The following is a 16,106-nucleotide window of genomic DNA, read 5'->3' as shown; positions in this document are numbered from 1 at the left end:
TAGGGATATCATTGAGGAGGTGGGAAGTGATGCGCTTCTTGTTCGCGCTTATTTCAGTGACAGCCATTGGATGTCTTGTTGGTTGCGATGAAGTTGAGGAGAAGATGCTGCAACCTGCACAAGCGCAGCAGCTTCATTTTGCGAAGGTGCGCACAGCAATGCTTGACGACCCGAACGTAAGACAGGTTGTCCGGTCACAATGTATGGCAGATGCTGCGCGGCAAGGTGTGGCCAAGGGAAGCCGAAATGCTAAAGGTCGTTATTGCGACGGTGTGATTAGGGGAATTATGAGCGGCAAACTTTCCTATCGTAATCAGGCTGCTGCATCCGCTACACGAGTGACGCCAAGCCTGAGAAACGTACTACCCGGAGTATAAGCTCAGTAGCACGCGCGCGCCGGGCTGCTGTTGCAGGATCAGGTGGCGGCTGGAGCATCACCTATGACGCCGCCACGCATCTGCTGTCGATCAATGCTGAGGCGGTGATCGCCGCTGCTGTTGCGGCTGTCGGGCGCGGTCTTCGCTAAATTGGGGCGAGGGAGCGCGCTCTCCTAAGAGCCGCGCTGGCCGAGGTGGTAACGCTATGACGCATTAGTTGGTGTATGCCGGTGAGTCAGCTAGAGTTCCCGAATTCACGTCTGTTCGGTATTTGCAAACAACGTCGGCCAGCAGGATGTAATGTATTAGGTGGCCATTTTGGTGCAGGTTGGTTGTTGGCGTTAGCTTCTCCAACTGCTGCTGCAGTTTCTGCAGGATGGCCTCCCCGGCAAGCTCCCTTACCTCGGGACATCTCAAAGCCTCCTCTACCGCCTTGCGGAGGGGAATGTTGCGCCCTTGAGTTTTGACTGGCGTCGAGGGAGCTAGCGGGCCTCTCCAAATGCTGCCAGTTTGTGCGGGTTTGATCTTTTTTAGCCTCGTCAGCCGGTCAAAATTAATCTGCTGTGGCGCTTTCTCCGGTTGGTCGTACGGCAGTTTCGCCAGATCCTCACTGCAGTTTATCATAATGTCGAACAGCAACTGGTTGGTATGGAGTGCGTCCCTGTCCAGAAAGCGTGCACATTCGTATGCTGCACGGCTCCCGAGGATAACCCCCATCAATTCGCTGGATGGCTGCTTGGCAGTGTGATGGCGGCTGCGGTGTCGCCTATAATGGCGCACGGCCGCCGGCATGGTGCTGTCGTAGGATGTTACGGGCAAATCAATATCAGCGTGCAAGTCGCCCATCCACGCGCCGAAATCTTTTGGGTTAGCGAAAAGAGGCTGAAAATTTGCGATATATTCGCCGAGCGGACCTCGCCCAAAGCTCTCATAAAAATCTCGATGATCTTCTCCGCCGACGCCGTTAAAAGTGATAATGGTGCTATCTTGGGACGCCACGGGCAAAATGTGTGGAGAGTATCGGGCTAGGTTGTAGCGCCTCCACGTTATGTATGATGACTCGTCTTCAAGTAGAGTATATTGACGACGGTTTGGGTTGTTAATCGGGAACCCAAAGAAGTTTGAAATTTGACAGGCAACGGCAAAATCCTTCTGCTGGCGTCGATCAGAGTTGAACAAAATTGCCTCTGACGCCAGAAAATCGCATCTGCCTGTCATTTGCAGTGTGTGAAGAATGACAGAAAAAACTGTCCGGGAATCAACGCCTCCCGTCAAATCAGCGCGGATAGCCATGCCGCCGTCGAGGATGGTCATTATCCGGCCTCCCCATATGGCGAGCAAATCCGCCAAAGCGGTCTCGTAAGAATGGTGGGCTGGTTGCCGTTTGCGATGACTTACTATCAGTTTGTCACCAGCGATGATTTTTTTATCATAGGATAGCAAGCGAATTTCTGCGAACGGCGTACGCTCAGATGTGGGGGCTTGTAGCAAAGCGGAGTTAGATTTCCAAGCGTCGAGCTGCTCTTTGCATAGCGTGAGAGGCATGTTTCTGTGCCTTGCTGCCCGCGCGACAAGTTCAAATGATGGGGAGATAATCCAACTTGAACCGCTGCTGTAATAAAACAGCGGGAAATATCCGTGAAAATCGGTAGAAAAAATTGCATTTCCAGCCCCATCAGCCTGAACGTGTAAATAACAGCCATCGCTGTCACTCTGGAAGCGTCGACCGGATTCCGTGAACGCGAGAAATCCTTCATGTCCGATCACTAGGTCCGTGCCCTGGAATGCGTAACCAAAGAAAGCCGGGTCAATTTGGTTACCGTCGGAAGTGAAAATAATATCAAGCAAGGCAATAACACATGTTTTGGTGGGCTGTACGCGTGGCTGGTACGTGCCATGCCGAACCAAGTGGGTCAAGAGATGCTGGGCTGCTGAAATCTCCGGTGACCTACCTTTGGGCGCGTGAACACATCACACTCCGGACTGCGGCCAGTGCCGGAGCGCCGATAACCCGCCCCGGTTCGGCCGGGACGGGTTTTTTGCTTTTCGGATCAGCGTCGTCGGACCAGCAGGCCGATGGCCACGATCCATGCGACCAGCGTGGCGGTCAGCATCCGCTGGACCAGATGGCGGCTGGGTATGGATGATAAAAGAGCCGGACCCGAAGGCCCGACTATGTAAGCAAAGCGGTTTGAAACAAAAGCCCGCTGCGGATCGTTATACTCCCTACATACGGATAATGTGGGGCGGCTGATGTGCGGACGTTTCGTTGACCCGAACCTGCGCGGAACCGATTTCGAGATTTCGCAGACCCGGCTGCACCCGTTTCCGCGGCGCTATAATATAAAGCCGACGCAGGACGTGCTGGTGATCACGGCCGAGGCGCCGGAGGGTGAGATGGCGCGCTGGTGGCTGGTTCCGGCCTGGCACAAGGGCGACCTGAAGGATTGGAAGGCCACCACTTTCAACGCGCGGATCGAAGATGCGGCGCGCAAGCCGACGTTTCGCGGCCCTTGGCGCTATGGCCGCTGCCTGATCCCTGCTGGTGGCTATTACGAGTGGACCGGCGAGAAGGGCAGCAAGCAGCCACATTTTATTACCGGCGCTGGCAACGAGGAGACGCTCTGGTTTGCCGGTCTCGTCTCGCGCTGGAACGGCATGCTGACCTGCACCATCGTCACCCGCCCAGCGAATGCCACGGTGGCCGACATCCACAGCCGCATGCCGGTGATCCTCAATGCAAATGAGCGAGACGCGTGGATGGCCGGCAGCGATGATCCCGATATCGGGGCAGGCGTCCAGTTGCGACACCATCCTGTGGCGCGCTTTGGGATTGCGAGCGACGGCCCCGAATTGATCGAGCCAGATGTTGCGTAGCGTCGATGTGATGCTGCCCCCTAGACTCAACCGTTCTTGTTGTGTTCTTTTCGGGGAATGCCAGAATCGCCTGCCCGCTATATAGTCCATATCTGGTGCCATTGTGGCCACGAAGGCCCGGCAGGGCTGGATCATTGGGTGCATCGTGACGAGGTGCTGCGTCGGGCGCGATGCACGGTGTGCGGTCGTCGGGGCGCTCATAGCATGATCGTCCCGACAGATTTCCCCAAAATGGGCTGCGACCCCGCCGCCGATTTGGAGGCGCTCCGACGGGAAAGAGGATGGTGACTACGTCGCTGATTGTCGATCCTGACGCCGGGCGCGGTGGGCGGAAACGGCGGCAAGGACGGCTGATCTCTCAAGCCAGTCTCCATCCGGTTCGACCCTTATCCACCAGCGTCATAAGGTCTTTGTGCGACCTCGCCTCACCGGAAGGGCTTTATATCGCGCATGAAGATCCGGATGCCTCTTGAGGGCGCCATGCAGACCGGACCAGGATATCCCCATTTCGCGGGCTACCTGATATGGTCGCTCGCCAGATTCAGCGCGCCTCAACAGGGTGATCAGCTTTTCGCGAGAGAGGGCGTTTTCCCCGCCCCACACGCGGCCCGATGCCACAAGATCCGATATGACCTTTGACGACTTGATATTCGCGGCTTTCGCCATTGATCGCAGGGAGGCATGATCTGTGCCGAGTCCGCGAGATGCGGCTTGCATGGCAAACACGATCCTCGTGTCTTCTGATGTGAGCTTGCGCGATCTGGGTATGCCGTGCATGTCGCGATATTCTTCGGCGGATATACCGTGAGCGGCCCAGACGTGATGCCCCACCGATCTGCACGGCTTGCCGCAGATCAGGCAGCGCGGGAGCTTCTCATCGGGTCTTACTTGTGGCGCCATGCAAAATCTCGGCAATCGCTTCATCACCGGCATTCTCGCGTATCTCGCTCAAGGTCAGCGACAGGACTGCCGCTGCGACCTCGGCCGGGTGCCACCCCACGCTGACCGCTAGGTCGCGCAGACGGGTAAGCTCTGGCTCAAGGGCCTCAATGCAGGCGGCGTCCCGATTCTCGTCGCTGGACGACCCCGGCGGCGGGGCGATGGAGGCCATCGCGCGGATCATGTCGGCGGCCCAAACTGGAACCGTATCGTTACGCATCCAGAGCCGAATCGTCTCGCGACTGATGCTTCCGCCGGACTTCCCTGGCAGTTTGGAAGCGAGCCATGCTTGCCAGCCATGCTTCGGCTTTCCGTGATCGTCACGGCCGAAAAGGAGCGCCGCGTGGCGCTCCAATTCGGCTCTTTTCATCGGGGGCTGCATTACACCTCCATTTCGCTGGGGTCGCACTCGGACGCAGGCTTGGCGATCAGGCCGTCGGTGTTACCTTCGGTGCCGACGTCATCCGCTGCCCTCTGGATAGCGGCTTCCTTGGTTTCGGCCGCCCAGATGCCCCAGAAGGTGCCATTGGCGAAAACGGCGAATTCGGTGCTGTGGGTGCTGGTCATCTTGGTGTCTCCTTGGACCTTGGGGCCGGACTATTCCGCGTCCCCGTGAGATGAATATGCCAAATCATTTGGCGTTATGCAAGTAGAAAAATCGCCCTGTCCGTAAAAATCTCTACCGGCTGTCACCCCTGACGCCGGGCGGGGTGGGCGTAGGGGTGATTCGTTGAGAACGATCCATGAAAACGTGTACGGGATTTGTACGGCCGATCCGTGAATCTGGCATATCTGTTCGCGCAAAATTCTGCATCAGGCCTGATGCGATCGTTTCCGCGAAGCGCCAACCCGTTGAAATGAAAATGATAACTGGTGCTGCAGGAGAGGATTGAACTCTCGACCTCACCCTTACCAAGGGTGTGCTCTACCACTGAGCTACTGCAGCGCCGTGGGCGGGGCTTTAGACCGACTGTGCGGAGGGTGCAAGAGGGATCGGCGCAAAAAATTTCGATATGCCGAACATCGCCGACCGCGCGTCAGCCCCCCGCGCGCCCGCTGGACGCAACAAGGCAAGGGCGCTAACAGAAGAGCATGACGAAAATACCCCGCGATCCCAAGGGCGACACACGTGAAGCGCGGCTCAAGGCGGCGCTGCGGGCCAATCTTGCGCGGCGCAAGGCGCAAGGGCGCGCACGGGCAAGCGCAGAGAACGATACGAGCCAGAACGAGCAGCACGGGCCAGAGAAGCCAAACCAAGGCACGCCCGGAAATGAGGATTAGATGGACCAGATCATTGTAAGGGGGAACGGGCCGCTTCATGGCGAGATCCCGATCGCCGGTGCCAAGAATGCCTGCCTGACGCTGATGCCGGCGACCCTGCTGACCGATCAGCCGCTGACGCTGACCAATGCGCCGCGCCTGTCGGATATCCGCACTATGACCGCGCTTTTGCAGTCGCTTGGGGCCGAGGTCGCCAGCCTGCAGGACGGCCAGGTGCTGGCTCTGTCGAGCCACGCCCTGACCAGCCACCGCGCCGATTATGACATCGTGCGCAAGATGCGCGCCTCGATTCTGGTGCTGGGGCCGATGCTGGCGCGGGATGGTCATGCGGTTGTTTCGTTGCCCGGGGGCTGTGCCATCGGTGCGCGTCCGGTGGACCTGCATCTGCGCGCGTTCGAAGCGATGGGGGCCGAACTGGACCTGCGCGATGGCTATGTCCATGCCAAGGCTCCGGCGGGCGGGCTCAAGGGTGCGGTGATCGATTTTCCTATAGTCTCGGTCGGTGCGACTGAAAACGCGCTGATGGCAGCGACGCTGGCGCGTGGGACCACGGTCCTGAACAATGCTGCCCGCGAGCCCGAGATCGTCGATCTGGCAGAATGTCTGCGCCGCATGGGCGCGCAGATCGAGGGCGAGGGGACCTCGACCATCACTATCGAGGGTGTGCAGGCTCTTGGCGGTGCCACTCATCCGGTGGTGACCGACCGGATCGAGCTTGGCACCTATATGCTGGCCCCGGCGATCTGCGGGGGTGAGGTCGAATGCCTTGGCGGCCGCATTGATCTGGTCGCGGCTTTCTGCGAAAAGCTGGACGAAGCGGGCGTCAACGTGGTCGAGACCGAGCGCGGGCTGAAAGTCTCGTGCAAGAATGGCCGGGTCCGGGCGGTTGATGTGGTGACCGAGCCCTTCCCGGGTTTTCCGACCGATCTGCAGGCGCAGATGATGGCGCTGCTTTGCACGGCCGAGGGTACTTCGGTCCTTGAAGAAAAGATTTTCGAGAATCGCTTCATGCACGCGCCGGAACTGGTGCGCATGGGCGCGCATATCGAGGTGCAGGGCGGCCATGCCACCGTTCATGGCGTGGATAAGTTGCGCGGCGCTCCGGTCATGGCAACTGATTTGCGTGCCTCGGTCAGCCTGATTCTTGCCGGGCTTGCTGCCGAGGGCGAAACCATTGTCAGCCGCGTCTATCATCTTGATCGCGGCTATGAAAAAGTCGTGCGTAAGCTGCGCGGGGTTGGCGCAGATATCGAACGTATCAAGGAGGCAACCGCCGATGGCTGACGCCCGTTTCACCGATGCCGACCCGGCACCGCTGGCGCTTTTGGCCAGCGATGTCGAGGATCTGACCGTAATCTCGGCCCTTGCTCAGGACGCTGTCCTGCCGGTGACCGAGATCGCATTTGATGGTCGCCACCGGCAGCTTGCGTTGTTGCTGAACCGTTTTCGCTGGGAGGATGCCGAGCAGGCCCGCCGCGAGGGCCGCCCCTATGAGCGCGTGCGCGCGGTCCTGCTGATCTCGGATGTGCTGAAGGTGCAAAGCGACGGTATCGACCGCAAGGACAAGGACCTGATCCTTGAGCTTTTGACGATGAGCTGGCAGGCGGGCGAGGATGGTGCGGGCCGTCTTTTGCTGGAATTTGCTGGTGACGGCACGCTGGCGGTCGAGGCAGAGTGCCTCAATGTCGAGCTGCGCGACGTGACCCAGCCCTATGTCGCGCCCTCGCGCCGTGCGCCACAGCACCCCGAGGATTGAACAGGCCGTTCGGGCGTGCCTTAGCCGCTTGAGCCGCGTGGCTGCAGCCGCTAACAAGGTCGGGTCATTGAAGGCCTCGATCCATGCCCATTCATCTTTCGACTGCCCAGCCCGATTTTTCTGACCGCTTTGCCGATCTGCTTTCGATGAAGCGTGAGGATGCGGCAGATGTGAATGATGCGGTTGCCGCGATCATTGCTGATGTGCGCAGCCGGGGCGATGCGGCGCTGGTCGAACTGACCGCGCGCTTCGACCGTCTGTCGCTGACCCCGCAGTCTCTGGCCTTTTCAAAGGACGAGATTGCCGCCGAAACGGCCAAGGTTTCGGCCGCGGATCGCGCGGCGCTGGTCATGGCGGCAAACCGGATCCGGGCTTATCACGCCCGGCAGATGCCCGACGATATGAGCTGGACCGACCCCGAAGGCGCGACGCTGGGCTGGCGCTGGTCCCCTGTCGCGGCGGCAGGGCTTTACGTGCCGGGCGGTCAGGCAAGTTATCCGTCATCGGTGCTGATGAACGCGATTCCGGCCCGGGTGGCCGGGGTCGAACGGCTGGTGATTTGCGTGCCGACGCCCGACGGGGTGGTGAACCCGCTGGTCCTGCTGGCGGCCGAGCTTTCCGGGGTCGATGAAATCTATCGCATCGGCGGCGCGCAGGCGATTGCAGCCATGGCCTACGGTACCGATACCATCCGCCCTGTGGACAAGATTACGGGACCGGGCAACGCCTATGTCGCGGCGGCAAAGCGTCAGGTCTTTGGCCGCGTCGGTATCGACATGATCGCCGGTCCGTCCGAGGTGCTGATTATCGCTGAGGGCGAACAGAACCCCGAATGGCTGGCGCTGGATCTGCTGGCACAGGCCGAACATGATGCCGATGCGCAGGCGATTCTGGTTACCCCTGACGAAGCCCTTGCCCGCGCCGTGGTGGCCGAGGTCGAGCGTATTCTGCCCACGCTTCCGCGCGCCGAGGTGGCCGGGGCTAGCTGGCGTGACTATGGCACGGTGATCGTGACCCGCGATCTGGACGAGGCGGCAGCGCTTTCCGACCGGCTTGCCCCCGAGCATCTTGAGCTTTGCGTGAACGACCCCGAGGCGTTGGCGAAACAGACCCGTCACGCCGGGGCGATATTCCTCGGTGGCTGGACGCCCGAGGCCGTGGGCGATTACGTCAGCGGTCCGAACCACGTTCTGCCGACGGCCCGTTCGGCGCGTTTCTCTTCGGGACTGTCAGTGATGGATTTCCTGAAACGCAGCACTATCGCGCGGCTTACGCCCGAGGCGTTGGTGACCATTGGTCCGGCAGCGGTGCGTCTGGCCGAATCCGAAGGGTTGTCCGCACATGGCCGCTCGGTCTCGGCGCGGTTGTCGGCTTTGAACAGGGGGAAGTAATGGGGCAGTCAACCAACCGGCTGTGCCGGATCGACATTGACGACAGCGCCCTGCCGCCTCCCACCCCCGAGATGGAGCAGGACCGCCGCGTCGCGGTCTTTGATCTGCTGGAGGATAACAGCTTCAGCCTGCCCGGTCGGGACGGGCAGGATGTGCCACCCGGCCCCTATGCGCTGGCGCTGGCGGTGCGCGAGCGGCGGCTGGTCTTTGACATCGCGACCGAAAGCGGCAGCAAGGTGGTTGAGTTTCACCTGTCGCTTGGCCCTTTTCGTCAGACGGTTAAGGATTACTTCCAGATCTGCGCCAGCTATTTCGATGCGGTAAAGCGTCTGCCTCCGACGCAGATCGAGGCGATCGACATGGCGCGTCGCGGCATCCACAACGAGGGCGCCCGCACCCTGCAAGAACGGTTGGAGGGTAAGGCCGTCATTGACATCGACACAGCGCGCCGCCTGTTCACCCTGATTTGCGCGCTTGTGCCGGGGTGATTCGTGGCTGGACCGATCCCACATTCGGTACTTTTCTGCTGCGATCATAACGCCATCCGTTCCCCGATGGCTGAGGGGATGATGAAAAAGTTCTACGGCCGCGCTGCCTATGTGCAATCGGCGGGGGTCAGGAACGATATGGAGATTGACGGTTTTGCCATCGCCGTCTGCAAAGAGATCGGGGTTGAACTTTCCACCCATCGTTCGCGCTCGTTCGAGGAAATGCAGGCCTGGGGCGATGATCTTAGCAGTTTCGACCTTGTGGTCGCGCTGTCTCCGGCAAGTCAGAGACAGGCGCTTGAGCTGACGCGTGTGGCCCATCTTGAGGTTGAATACTGGCCGATCATGGACCCAAGCGGTCTGGCCGAGGGGCGCGAGGAAAAGCTGGCACTTTATCGCACCGTGCGGGATCAGATCAGCAAGCGGATGATCGAACGTTTCGGACCGCCGACTGAGGACTAAAGAAATCTTATCGGTGCTAACGAATTGTTAGCCTATTGGCCCGATGCTGGCGGGACAATCTGTGCAGGGGCTTCCCGAATGTCCGAAATCCAGCGGTTCCACCACAATCCGGGCTGGGCGATACAGGCGATCCAGACCAGCCGCGCCGTGCTTATCCTTGACCGGTATGGGCGAATCATCGCTGTGAATCAGGGCTGTTTGCGCCTGTGTGGCTATCAGCGCGATGAGCTGATCGGCCGCCCGGCGTCGGTCCTGCTTGAACCATCCGGTCCCGGTCCTGCATGGTTGTGGCGGATGATCGAGGCCCCGGACGAAGCCGAGGCCTGGCTGAACGGCCTGGTGCAGATTGCCAGATCGGGGCGACGCATTCGCACCGATGCCCGCCTGTGCCCGATTCGTGACGAGCAGGGGCAGGTCTGCCTCAATGTCCTGTTCCTGCGCGAACCCGCAGAGGAGGAGGGGCCGTTGCAGCCCGATCCTGCCCTTGGGCAGGGCAGGGGCAGGTGATCCGGCTAAGCGACTGGGTGCAGGCTTCTGGTACGGAAACCCGGGCGGTGGGTCGGGCCTGACCGATGCAGATGCGTGGCAGGCTCCGGTCCTGTCCTCAGACCACGATGTCAGACGACAACCGCCGCCCCTTCGGTGGCTGGGCCAACATTGGCGCGGAATGCGGCGAAAAGCTCGCGTCCCAACCCTTCGGCCGAGGGTGCAGGATCGTGTTTCGCGGGTTCTCTGCTGTCAAAGTCCGCGGCAAGACAGGACAGGGAGCCATTGGCGGCATCCAGGCGAATGATATCACCGTCGCGGACACGGGCCAGTGGTCCTTCATCCGCCGCCTCGGGCGAGATGTGGATCGCGGCGGGGACCTTGCCCGATGCGCCGGACATGCGCCCGTCAGTCACCAGCGCCACACGCAGCCCGCGATCCTGCAGCACCGCCAGCGTTGGGGTCAGTGAATGCAGCTCGGGCATGCCGTTGGCACGCGGCCCCTGGAAGCGGACGACGACGACGACATCCTCGGTGAACTCGCCGCGTTTGAACGCAGCCTTGACCTCTTCCTGATCGGCAAAGACGCGGGCGGGGGCCTCGATCACATGTCGTTCGGGCGCAACGGCCGAGATCTTGATGACGCCGCGACCCAGATTGCCCGACAGCTGCTTCAGCCCTCCGCTGGGCGCAAAGGGGGCGGTCGCCGGGCGCAGGATTTTGTCATTCAGCGACTCGCGGGCGCCATCGACCCAGGTGATCTGGCTGTCCTTGAGCCGGGGTTCTTTCACATATTGCTCAAGCCCGCCGCCGGTGATGGTACGGACGTCCTGATGCAGCAGCCCAGCGTCAAGCAGTTGGCCAATCATGAACCCAAGCCCCCCTGCGGCGTGGAAGTGGTTCACGTCGGCAAGGCCGTTGGGATAGACCCGCGCCATCAATGGGACGATTTCGGACAGGTCGTGGAAATCCTCAAGATCCAGAATCACCCCGGCCGCGCGCGCCATGGCGGGCAGATGCAGCACCAGATTGGTCGAGCCTCCGGTGGCCATCAGCCCGACGATGCCGTTAACAAAGGCGCGCTCGTCCAGAATTTCTCCTGCTGGCAGATAATCATTGCCAAGCCGGGTGATGGCGGCGGCGCGTTGAACGGCGGCGACGGTCAGCGCATCGCGCAGCGGCGTATTCGGGTTAACAAAGCTCGAGCCCGGCAGGTGCAGGCCCATGAACTCCATCAGCATCTGGTTGGTGTTCGCGGTGCCGTAAAAGGTGCAGGTGCCCGGGGCGTGATAGCTGGCCATCTCGGCTGCCATCAGTGCTTCGCGACCAACTTCTCCGGTAGCAAACTGCTGGCGGACCTTGGATTTTTCGTCATTGGGCAAGCCCGAGGGCATGGGGCCAGCCGGAACGAATACTGCGGGGATATGGCCAAAGGTCGCGGCGGCGATGATCAGACCGGGCACGATCTTGTCACAGACCCCCAGATACAGCGCCGCATCAAACGTGTCATGCGTCAGTGCCACACCCGAGGCGAGCGCGATGACATCGCGCGAAAAAAGCGACAGCTCCATCCCTGGTCGGCCCTGGGTGACCCCGTCGCACATTGCCGGGACGCCACCTGCAACCTGTGCGGTCGCGCCCGCGACATGGGCTGCCTGCCGGATCAGGTCGGGATAACGCTCATAGGGCTGATGGGCCGAAAGCATGTCGTTATAGGCAGTGACGATGCCGATATTCGGTTTGCGCGTCGTGGCAAGGTCCTGCTTGTCGGGCATGGCGGCATAAGCATGGGCCTGGTTTCCGCAGGACAGATGGGCGCGACGCGGACCTTCTTCGGCTGCGCGGGCAATCTTGGCCAGATAGGCGCCGCGGCTTTTTGCGGAACGTTCGCGGATGCGGTCGGTTACCCGGGCGATGGTGGCGTGCAGGGTCATGGCTGGCATCTCCTTTGGTTGCTATGTATCATGTTAGCGGTAACAATGCAACCAGCCCGCTCTTGCCCATGGCGGCTTGCCGTGGCAATCCTGCGCCGTTTTGCATGAGGCCGCCATGACCGCCGATCTGCCCACCATTCGATTGCGTCCGAAGTCAAAGCCGCAGGCTATCCGCCACGGCTTTCCCTGGGTCTTTGCCGATGAGCTGGTGACCGACCGGCGCACACGGGCCATCCCTGCTGGTAGTTTCGCCGTGCTCGAGGATGCCGACCGGCGCCCTTTGGGGTTGGTTACCGTTAATCCCGATTCGCGTATCATCGCACGGGTCATGGACCCCGATCCTCAGGCCCAGATCACCCGCGACTGGATTGCGGTACGGCTGCGGCGGGCGCTCTCCATGCGTGAGCGGCTGTTTGATGCGCCCTTTTATCGCCTGATTCATGCCGAGGCGGACGGCCTGCCGGGCACCATTGTTGATCGCTTTGGTGATGCAGCGGTGATTCAGCCCAATGCCGCCTGGGCCGAGCGTATGGTCGGAGATATCGCTGCCGCGCTGCGTGAGGTCACAGGTGTTTCAACAGTGATCCTGAACGGGCAAGGCCGCGCCCGGACGCAAGAGGGGCTGAACGAGCGGACCGAAGTCCTGTCGGGCGCGGTCAGCGGGCCGGTCGAGGTGCCGATGAATGGCGCGATCTATCTGGCCGATCTGATGCAGGGTCAAAAGACCGGGCTGTTCTATGATCAGCGCCCGAACCATGCCTTTGCGCAAAGGCTGGCGCGCGGTCAGCGCGTGCTCGATGTGTTTTCGCATGTCGGCGGCTTTGGCCTTGCCGCGCTGGCGGCCGGGGCGACGCATGCCACCTGTGTCGACGGCTCGGCCGCGGCCCTGGAGCTGGCGCAGGGTGGTGCGCGTGCCATGGGTGCCGAGGCGCGGCTGACGATTCGCAAAGGGGATGCGTTCGAAGAGATGGAGGCGCTTGCCGCCGAGGGTGCGCAATTCGACGTGGTGATCTGTGATCCACCGGCCTTTGCCCCCTCAAAACAGGCGCTTGAGGCGGGTTTGCGCGCCTATGAGCGGGTGGCAAAACTGGCCGCGCCTTTGGTCGCGCCGGGTGGCTATCTGGGCTTGTGTTCGTGCAGCCATGCCGCCGATTTGACCGCTTTCCGCAATGCCAGCGCGCGCGGTATTGGCCGGGGTGGGCGGCGGATGCAGCTGCTGCATACCGGGCAGGCCGGACCGGATCACCCGACGTTGCCGCAATTGGCCGAGACTGGTTATCTTAAGGCGCTGTTCTTTCGGTTGGACGGATGAAGGCGGTTCTGGACGCCTGTGTCCTTTTTCCGACCGTGCTGCGGGAAATCCTGATCGACACGGCGGCAGCGGACCTGTTCCAGCCTGTCTGGTCCAGTCGCATTCTGGACGAATGGCGCCGTGCCGCAATCCGTCAGGGGCTTGAGGCAGGTGCAGAGATCGCGCTTTTGCAGTCGCGTTTCCCGCAGGCACTGGCCGAGCCGGGGGGCAGGATGTTCGGGCTGGATCTGCCTGATCCTGCGGATCTGCATGTGGTCGAGACCGCGCTGGCGGCAGGGGCCAAGGTGATTGTCACCGCGAATCTGCGCGACTTTCCGCGTGGCACGCTGGGCGCTGTCGGCCTGCGCGCCATTCATCCCGATGAATATTTGCGCGATCTTTATCTGCGTGCGCCTGAGCCGGTGTCGGCCGCTGTCGAAGCGACCGAGGTCCGCGCCCGCGCAGCCGGCGGACAGATGGGCCGCAAGGAACTGATGCGCCGCGCCCGCCTGCCAAGACTAGCCAAGGCGATGGCCCGGCTGGATGGGGCCGGCGATGCCGCGCCATTGTCGCAAGACAGCCCTATTGTTCCCCCACGGGGGCAGAACTGAAAGGGGCTGGAATTGAGGGACTTGATTTGGGGGACTTGATGTTAACGCTAACATCGGCTAGTCGGCAGATCACCGACGAGGAGGCAGCAATGGTATCACGCATCATTCCGGTAGATGATTTCGACCTGGTGATCTTTGGTGCGACCGGAGACCTCGCACGGCGTAAGATCGTTCCCGGCCTGTATCGCCGCTTTGTCGCCGGGCAAGTCCCGGTGAGTGCCCGCATCATCGGTGCGGCCCGCACCCGGCAAGACGACGACGCTTTCCGGGCCGAGATGCGCGCCGCGATCGAGGAATTCGCCGGCCCGGGTCAGGACACCGCACAGATCGCGGCCTTTCTGGACATGCTGGGCTATGTCGCTATCGATGCGCGCGGGACGGATGGCTGGGCCGAGCTTAAGGCGCGGATGCGGCCGGGGGTGGTCCATGCGTTTTACTTTTCGGTCGCGCCAGGGCTGTTTGGCGATATCGCTGAGCGGCTGGCCGGGAATGGCATCGCTGATGCCGACAGCCGTATCGTGGTTGAAAAGCCGTTTGGTCGCGACCTTGAAACTGCCCGGCAGCTGAACGCGACGCTGGCTCGGCATTTCAGTGAAAATCAGATCTATCGCATCGACCATTATCTGGGCAAGGAAACCGTCCAGAACCTGATGGCCGTGCGTTTCGCCAATATCCTGTTCGAGCCGCTGTGGAACGCGCAATACGTGGATCACGTCCAGATCACCGTGGCCGAGACGGTGGGCGTCGGCGGGCGCGGTGAGTATTACGACCACTCGGGCGCAATACGGGACATGGTGCAGAACCACCTGATGCAGCTTTTGTGCCTGATCGCCATGGAGCCGCCCTATCATTTTGATCCCGACGCGGTACGGGATGAAAAGCTGAAGGTGATCCGCGCACTGGAACCCGTGCTGCCCGAAGATATCGTGCGCGGTCAGTATGTCGCTGGTCCCGACGGGCCCGGATATCTCGAAGATGCCGAGAACCCGCAGTCGCGCACGGAAAGCTTTGTCGCGCTAAAGGTCAGCATCGCCAACTGGCGCTGGACCGGGACGCCGTTTTATCTGCGCACCGGCAAGCGGCTGCGTGCCCGCACCAGTGAGATTGTCGTTACCTTCAAAGAGCCGCCGCATTCTATCTTTGACGATGGCGGCATCCATCGCGCCAACCAGCTGGTCATCAAGCTGCAGCCCAATGAGGGCATGCACCTGACCGTGATGATCAAAGAGCCGGGACCGGGCGGTATGCGTCTGGTGCAGGTGCCTTTGGACATGAGCTTTGCCGATGCGCTGGGGGCTGAGGGTGCGGACATGCCCGACGCTTATGAGCGGCTGATCATGGATGTGATCCGCGGCAACCAGACGCTGTTCATGCGCGGTGACGAGGTCGAGGCCGCCTGGGCCTGGACCGACCCGATCATTGCGGCATGGGAGGCTGGCTCCAAACGGCCCGAGCCCTATGATCCGGGTTCTAGTGGCCCCGAAGAGGCGCTGCGCCTGCTGCATCGTGACAACCGTCGTTGGAGGGAGATCCGACCATGACGCTTGAGTTTATCGAATACCCCGACCGCGAGATGCTGTTTCTGTCGCTGGCCGACCGTGTTGCCGGTCAGCTGTCGCAGCATCTGCGCGTGAATGACAGGGCAAGCCTGTGCGTGCCGGGCGGGACCACGCCCGCGCCGCTTTACGATTATCTGTCTGGGGCCGAGATCGACTGGCCGCGTATCACCGTCCTGTTGAACGACGAACGTTGGGTGGATGGTGAGCATATGCGCTCGAACGGCCGTTTGCTGCGCCGTCACCTTTTGCATGACAAGGCCGAGGCTGCGCAGTACCTCGACCTTTATACCGGCGATGCCAGCCCCGAGGACGCCGCCCCGGCGCTAAGCGAGGCGGTTGCAGCGCATCTGCCGCTGACCGTGCTGCTGTTGGGCATGGGCACCGACATGCATACGGCGAGCCTTTTCCCTGACGCCTCAGAAACGGTGCTGGCGCTGGCCCCTGATGCGCCTGCCGTGATGGCGGTGACAAGCAACCGGGATGAGCCGCGGATCACGCTGACCGCCTCGGCGCTGAAAGGTGCGATCAACACCCATCTGCTGATCACCGGTGCCGACAAGCGCGAGGCTTTCGAGCGCGCGCAGAGCCTTGACCCGACCGAAGCGCCGATCCGCGCCTTTCTTGGCGATATTACCGTGCATTGGGCAGAGTAAG

Annotated in this window: 19 protein-coding genes and 1 tRNA gene; 13 read left to right on the top strand and 7 right to left on the bottom strand. The window is 61.4% G+C overall.

All coding sequences use genetic code 11. From position 1 onward, the window contains the following. Positions 1 to 29 precede the first annotated feature (29 nt). Positions 30 to 377, top strand: a complete 348-nt coding sequence (locus F8A10_RS07605; RefSeq protein ID WP_152367015.1) for a hypothetical protein — start codon at positions 30 to 32, stop codon at positions 375 to 377. Between the two features lie 213 nt (positions 378 to 590). Here the strand turns inward: F8A10_RS07605 and F8A10_RS07600 are convergent, their stop codons facing one another. Then, positions 591 to 2,225 carry a hypothetical protein gene (locus F8A10_RS07600; RefSeq protein ID WP_152367014.1) on the bottom strand — a complete coding sequence of 545 codons (1,635 nt, stop codon included), beginning with the start codon at positions 2,223 to 2,225 and terminating at the stop codon, positions 591 to 593. 393 nt (positions 2,226 to 2,618) lie between these two features. Here F8A10_RS07600 and F8A10_RS07595 point away from each other — a divergent pair, with 393 nt between their 5' ends. Continuing rightward, positions 2,619 to 3,254: an SOS response-associated peptidase gene (locus tag F8A10_RS07595; RefSeq protein WP_227493357.1), complete on the top strand. Its 636-nt coding sequence runs from the start codon at positions 2,619 to 2,621 to the stop codon at positions 3,252 to 3,254. 399 nt (positions 3,255 to 3,653) lie between these two features. Here the strand turns inward: F8A10_RS07595 and F8A10_RS21890 are convergent, their stop codons facing one another. From F8A10_RS21890 to F8A10_RS07575, 4 genes are all read right to left on the bottom strand, one after another. After that, complete coding sequence (locus F8A10_RS21890; RefSeq protein ID WP_193668095.1) at positions 3,654 to 4,154, bottom strand: MucR family transcriptional regulator; 501 nt, start codon at positions 4,152 to 4,154, stop codon at positions 3,654 to 3,656. Then, a complete protein-coding gene (locus F8A10_RS07585; protein ID WP_152367012.1) occupies positions 4,129 to 4,563 on the bottom strand; it encodes a hypothetical protein in 435 nt (144 codons plus the stop codon). The genes F8A10_RS21890 and F8A10_RS07585 overlap by 26 nt, the downstream gene beginning before the upstream one ends. Before the next feature lie 11 nt (positions 4,564 to 4,574). Beyond that, positions 4,575 to 4,760, bottom strand: coding sequence for a hypothetical protein (locus tag F8A10_RS07580; RefSeq protein WP_152367011.1), 186 nt, complete (start codon positions 4,758 to 4,760; stop codon positions 4,575 to 4,577). 304 nt (positions 4,761 to 5,064) lie between these two features. Continuing rightward, positions 5,065 to 5,139, bottom strand: a tRNA-Thr gene (locus F8A10_RS07575). Positions 5,140 to 5,285: 146 nt separating this feature from the next. Between F8A10_RS07575 and F8A10_RS07570 the strand changes: the two genes are divergently transcribed. The 7 genes from F8A10_RS07570 (at position 5,286) to F8A10_RS07540 (ending at position 10,078) form a co-directional block, all read left to right on the top strand. Next, positions 5,286 to 5,474 (top strand): hypothetical protein, encoded by a 189-nt coding sequence (locus F8A10_RS07570; protein ID WP_010395788.1) that lies wholly within the window; start codon positions 5,286 to 5,288, stop codon positions 5,472 to 5,474. Further along, positions 5,475 to 6,758 carry a UDP-N-acetylglucosamine 1-carboxyvinyltransferase gene (gene murA / locus F8A10_RS07565; protein WP_010395786.1) on the top strand — a complete coding sequence of 428 codons (1,284 nt, stop codon included), beginning with the start codon at positions 5,475 to 5,477 and terminating at the stop codon, positions 6,756 to 6,758. Further along, on the top strand, positions 6,751 to 7,230 hold the full coding sequence (locus tag F8A10_RS07560) for a DUF2948 family protein (protein WP_152367010.1): 480 nt from the start codon (positions 6,751 to 6,753) through the stop codon (positions 7,228 to 7,230). Before murA ends, F8A10_RS07560 begins: the two co-directional genes overlap by 8 nt. A gap of 83 nt (positions 7,231 to 7,313) precedes the next feature. Beyond that, on the top strand, positions 7,314 to 8,621 hold the full coding sequence (gene hisD / locus F8A10_RS07555) for a histidinol dehydrogenase (RefSeq protein ID WP_152367009.1): 1,308 nt from the start codon (positions 7,314 to 7,316) through the stop codon (positions 8,619 to 8,621). After that, positions 8,621 to 9,109, top strand: coding sequence for a UPF0262 family protein (locus F8A10_RS07550; RefSeq protein WP_085501143.1), 489 nt, complete (start codon positions 8,621 to 8,623; stop codon positions 9,107 to 9,109). The genes hisD and F8A10_RS07550 overlap by 1 nt, the downstream gene beginning before the upstream one ends. 66 nt (positions 9,110 to 9,175) lie before the next feature. Beyond that, positions 9,176 to 9,571: an arsenate-mycothiol transferase ArsC gene (locus F8A10_RS07545; RefSeq protein ID WP_010395777.1), complete on the top strand. Its 396-nt coding sequence runs from the start codon at positions 9,176 to 9,178 to the stop codon at positions 9,569 to 9,571. 78 nt (positions 9,572 to 9,649) lie between these two features. Beyond that, the gene (locus F8A10_RS07540; RefSeq protein ID WP_152367008.1) at positions 9,650 to 10,078 is read left to right on the top strand and encodes a PAS domain-containing protein; all 429 of its coding nucleotides are present in this window, start codon (positions 9,650 to 9,652) and stop codon (positions 10,076 to 10,078) included. A 110-nt stretch (positions 10,079 to 10,188) separates the two neighbouring features. On the opposite strand, the gene edd is transcribed toward F8A10_RS07540, so the two are convergent. Next, on the bottom strand, positions 10,189 to 11,991 hold the full coding sequence (edd, locus tag F8A10_RS07535) for a phosphogluconate dehydratase (protein ID WP_152367007.1): 1,803 nt from the start codon (positions 11,989 to 11,991) through the stop codon (positions 10,189 to 10,191). A gap of 115 nt (positions 11,992 to 12,106) precedes the next feature. On the opposite strand from edd, the gene F8A10_RS07530 reads away from it, so the two are divergent. Next, positions 12,107 to 13,303, top strand: a complete 1,197-nt coding sequence (locus tag F8A10_RS07530) for an RSP_2647 family RNA methyltransferase (protein ID WP_152367006.1) — start codon at positions 12,107 to 12,109, stop codon at positions 13,301 to 13,303. On the opposite strand, the gene F8A10_RS21885 is transcribed toward F8A10_RS07530, so the two are convergent. Beyond that, positions 13,272 to 13,406, bottom strand: a complete 135-nt coding sequence (locus F8A10_RS21885; RefSeq protein ID WP_406611511.1) for a helix-turn-helix domain-containing protein — start codon at positions 13,404 to 13,406, stop codon at positions 13,272 to 13,274. The genes F8A10_RS07530 and F8A10_RS21885 overlap by 32 nt on opposite strands. On the opposite strand from F8A10_RS21885, the gene F8A10_RS07525 reads away from it, so the two are divergent. From F8A10_RS07525 to pgl, 3 genes are all read left to right on the top strand, one after another. Then, entirely contained in the window at positions 13,342 to 13,893 is a 552-nt protein-coding gene (locus F8A10_RS07525; protein ID WP_406611659.1) for an RSP_2648 family PIN domain-containing protein, read from the top strand. The genes F8A10_RS21885 and F8A10_RS07525 overlap by 65 nt on opposite strands. 89 nt (positions 13,894 to 13,982) lie before the next feature. Beyond that, the gene (gene zwf / locus F8A10_RS07520) at positions 13,983 to 15,434 is read left to right on the top strand and encodes a glucose-6-phosphate dehydrogenase (RefSeq protein ID WP_010395766.1); all 1,452 of its coding nucleotides are present in this window, start codon (positions 13,983 to 13,985) and stop codon (positions 15,432 to 15,434) included. Continuing rightward, positions 15,431 to 16,105 carry a 6-phosphogluconolactonase gene (gene pgl, locus F8A10_RS07515; RefSeq protein WP_010395763.1) on the top strand — a complete coding sequence of 225 codons (675 nt, stop codon included), beginning with the start codon at positions 15,431 to 15,433 and terminating at the stop codon, positions 16,103 to 16,105. Before zwf ends, pgl begins: the two co-directional genes overlap by 4 nt. Position 16,106 lies beyond the last annotated feature (1 nt).

Source organism: Paracoccus kondratievae, assembly GCF_009301415.1.
Classification (GTDB): domain Bacteria; phylum Pseudomonadota; class Alphaproteobacteria; order Rhodobacterales; family Rhodobacteraceae; genus Paracoccus; species Paracoccus kondratievae.
Note: the sequence above shows the minus strand (reverse complement) of the source record. Positions and strands in the feature narration are given on the sequence as shown.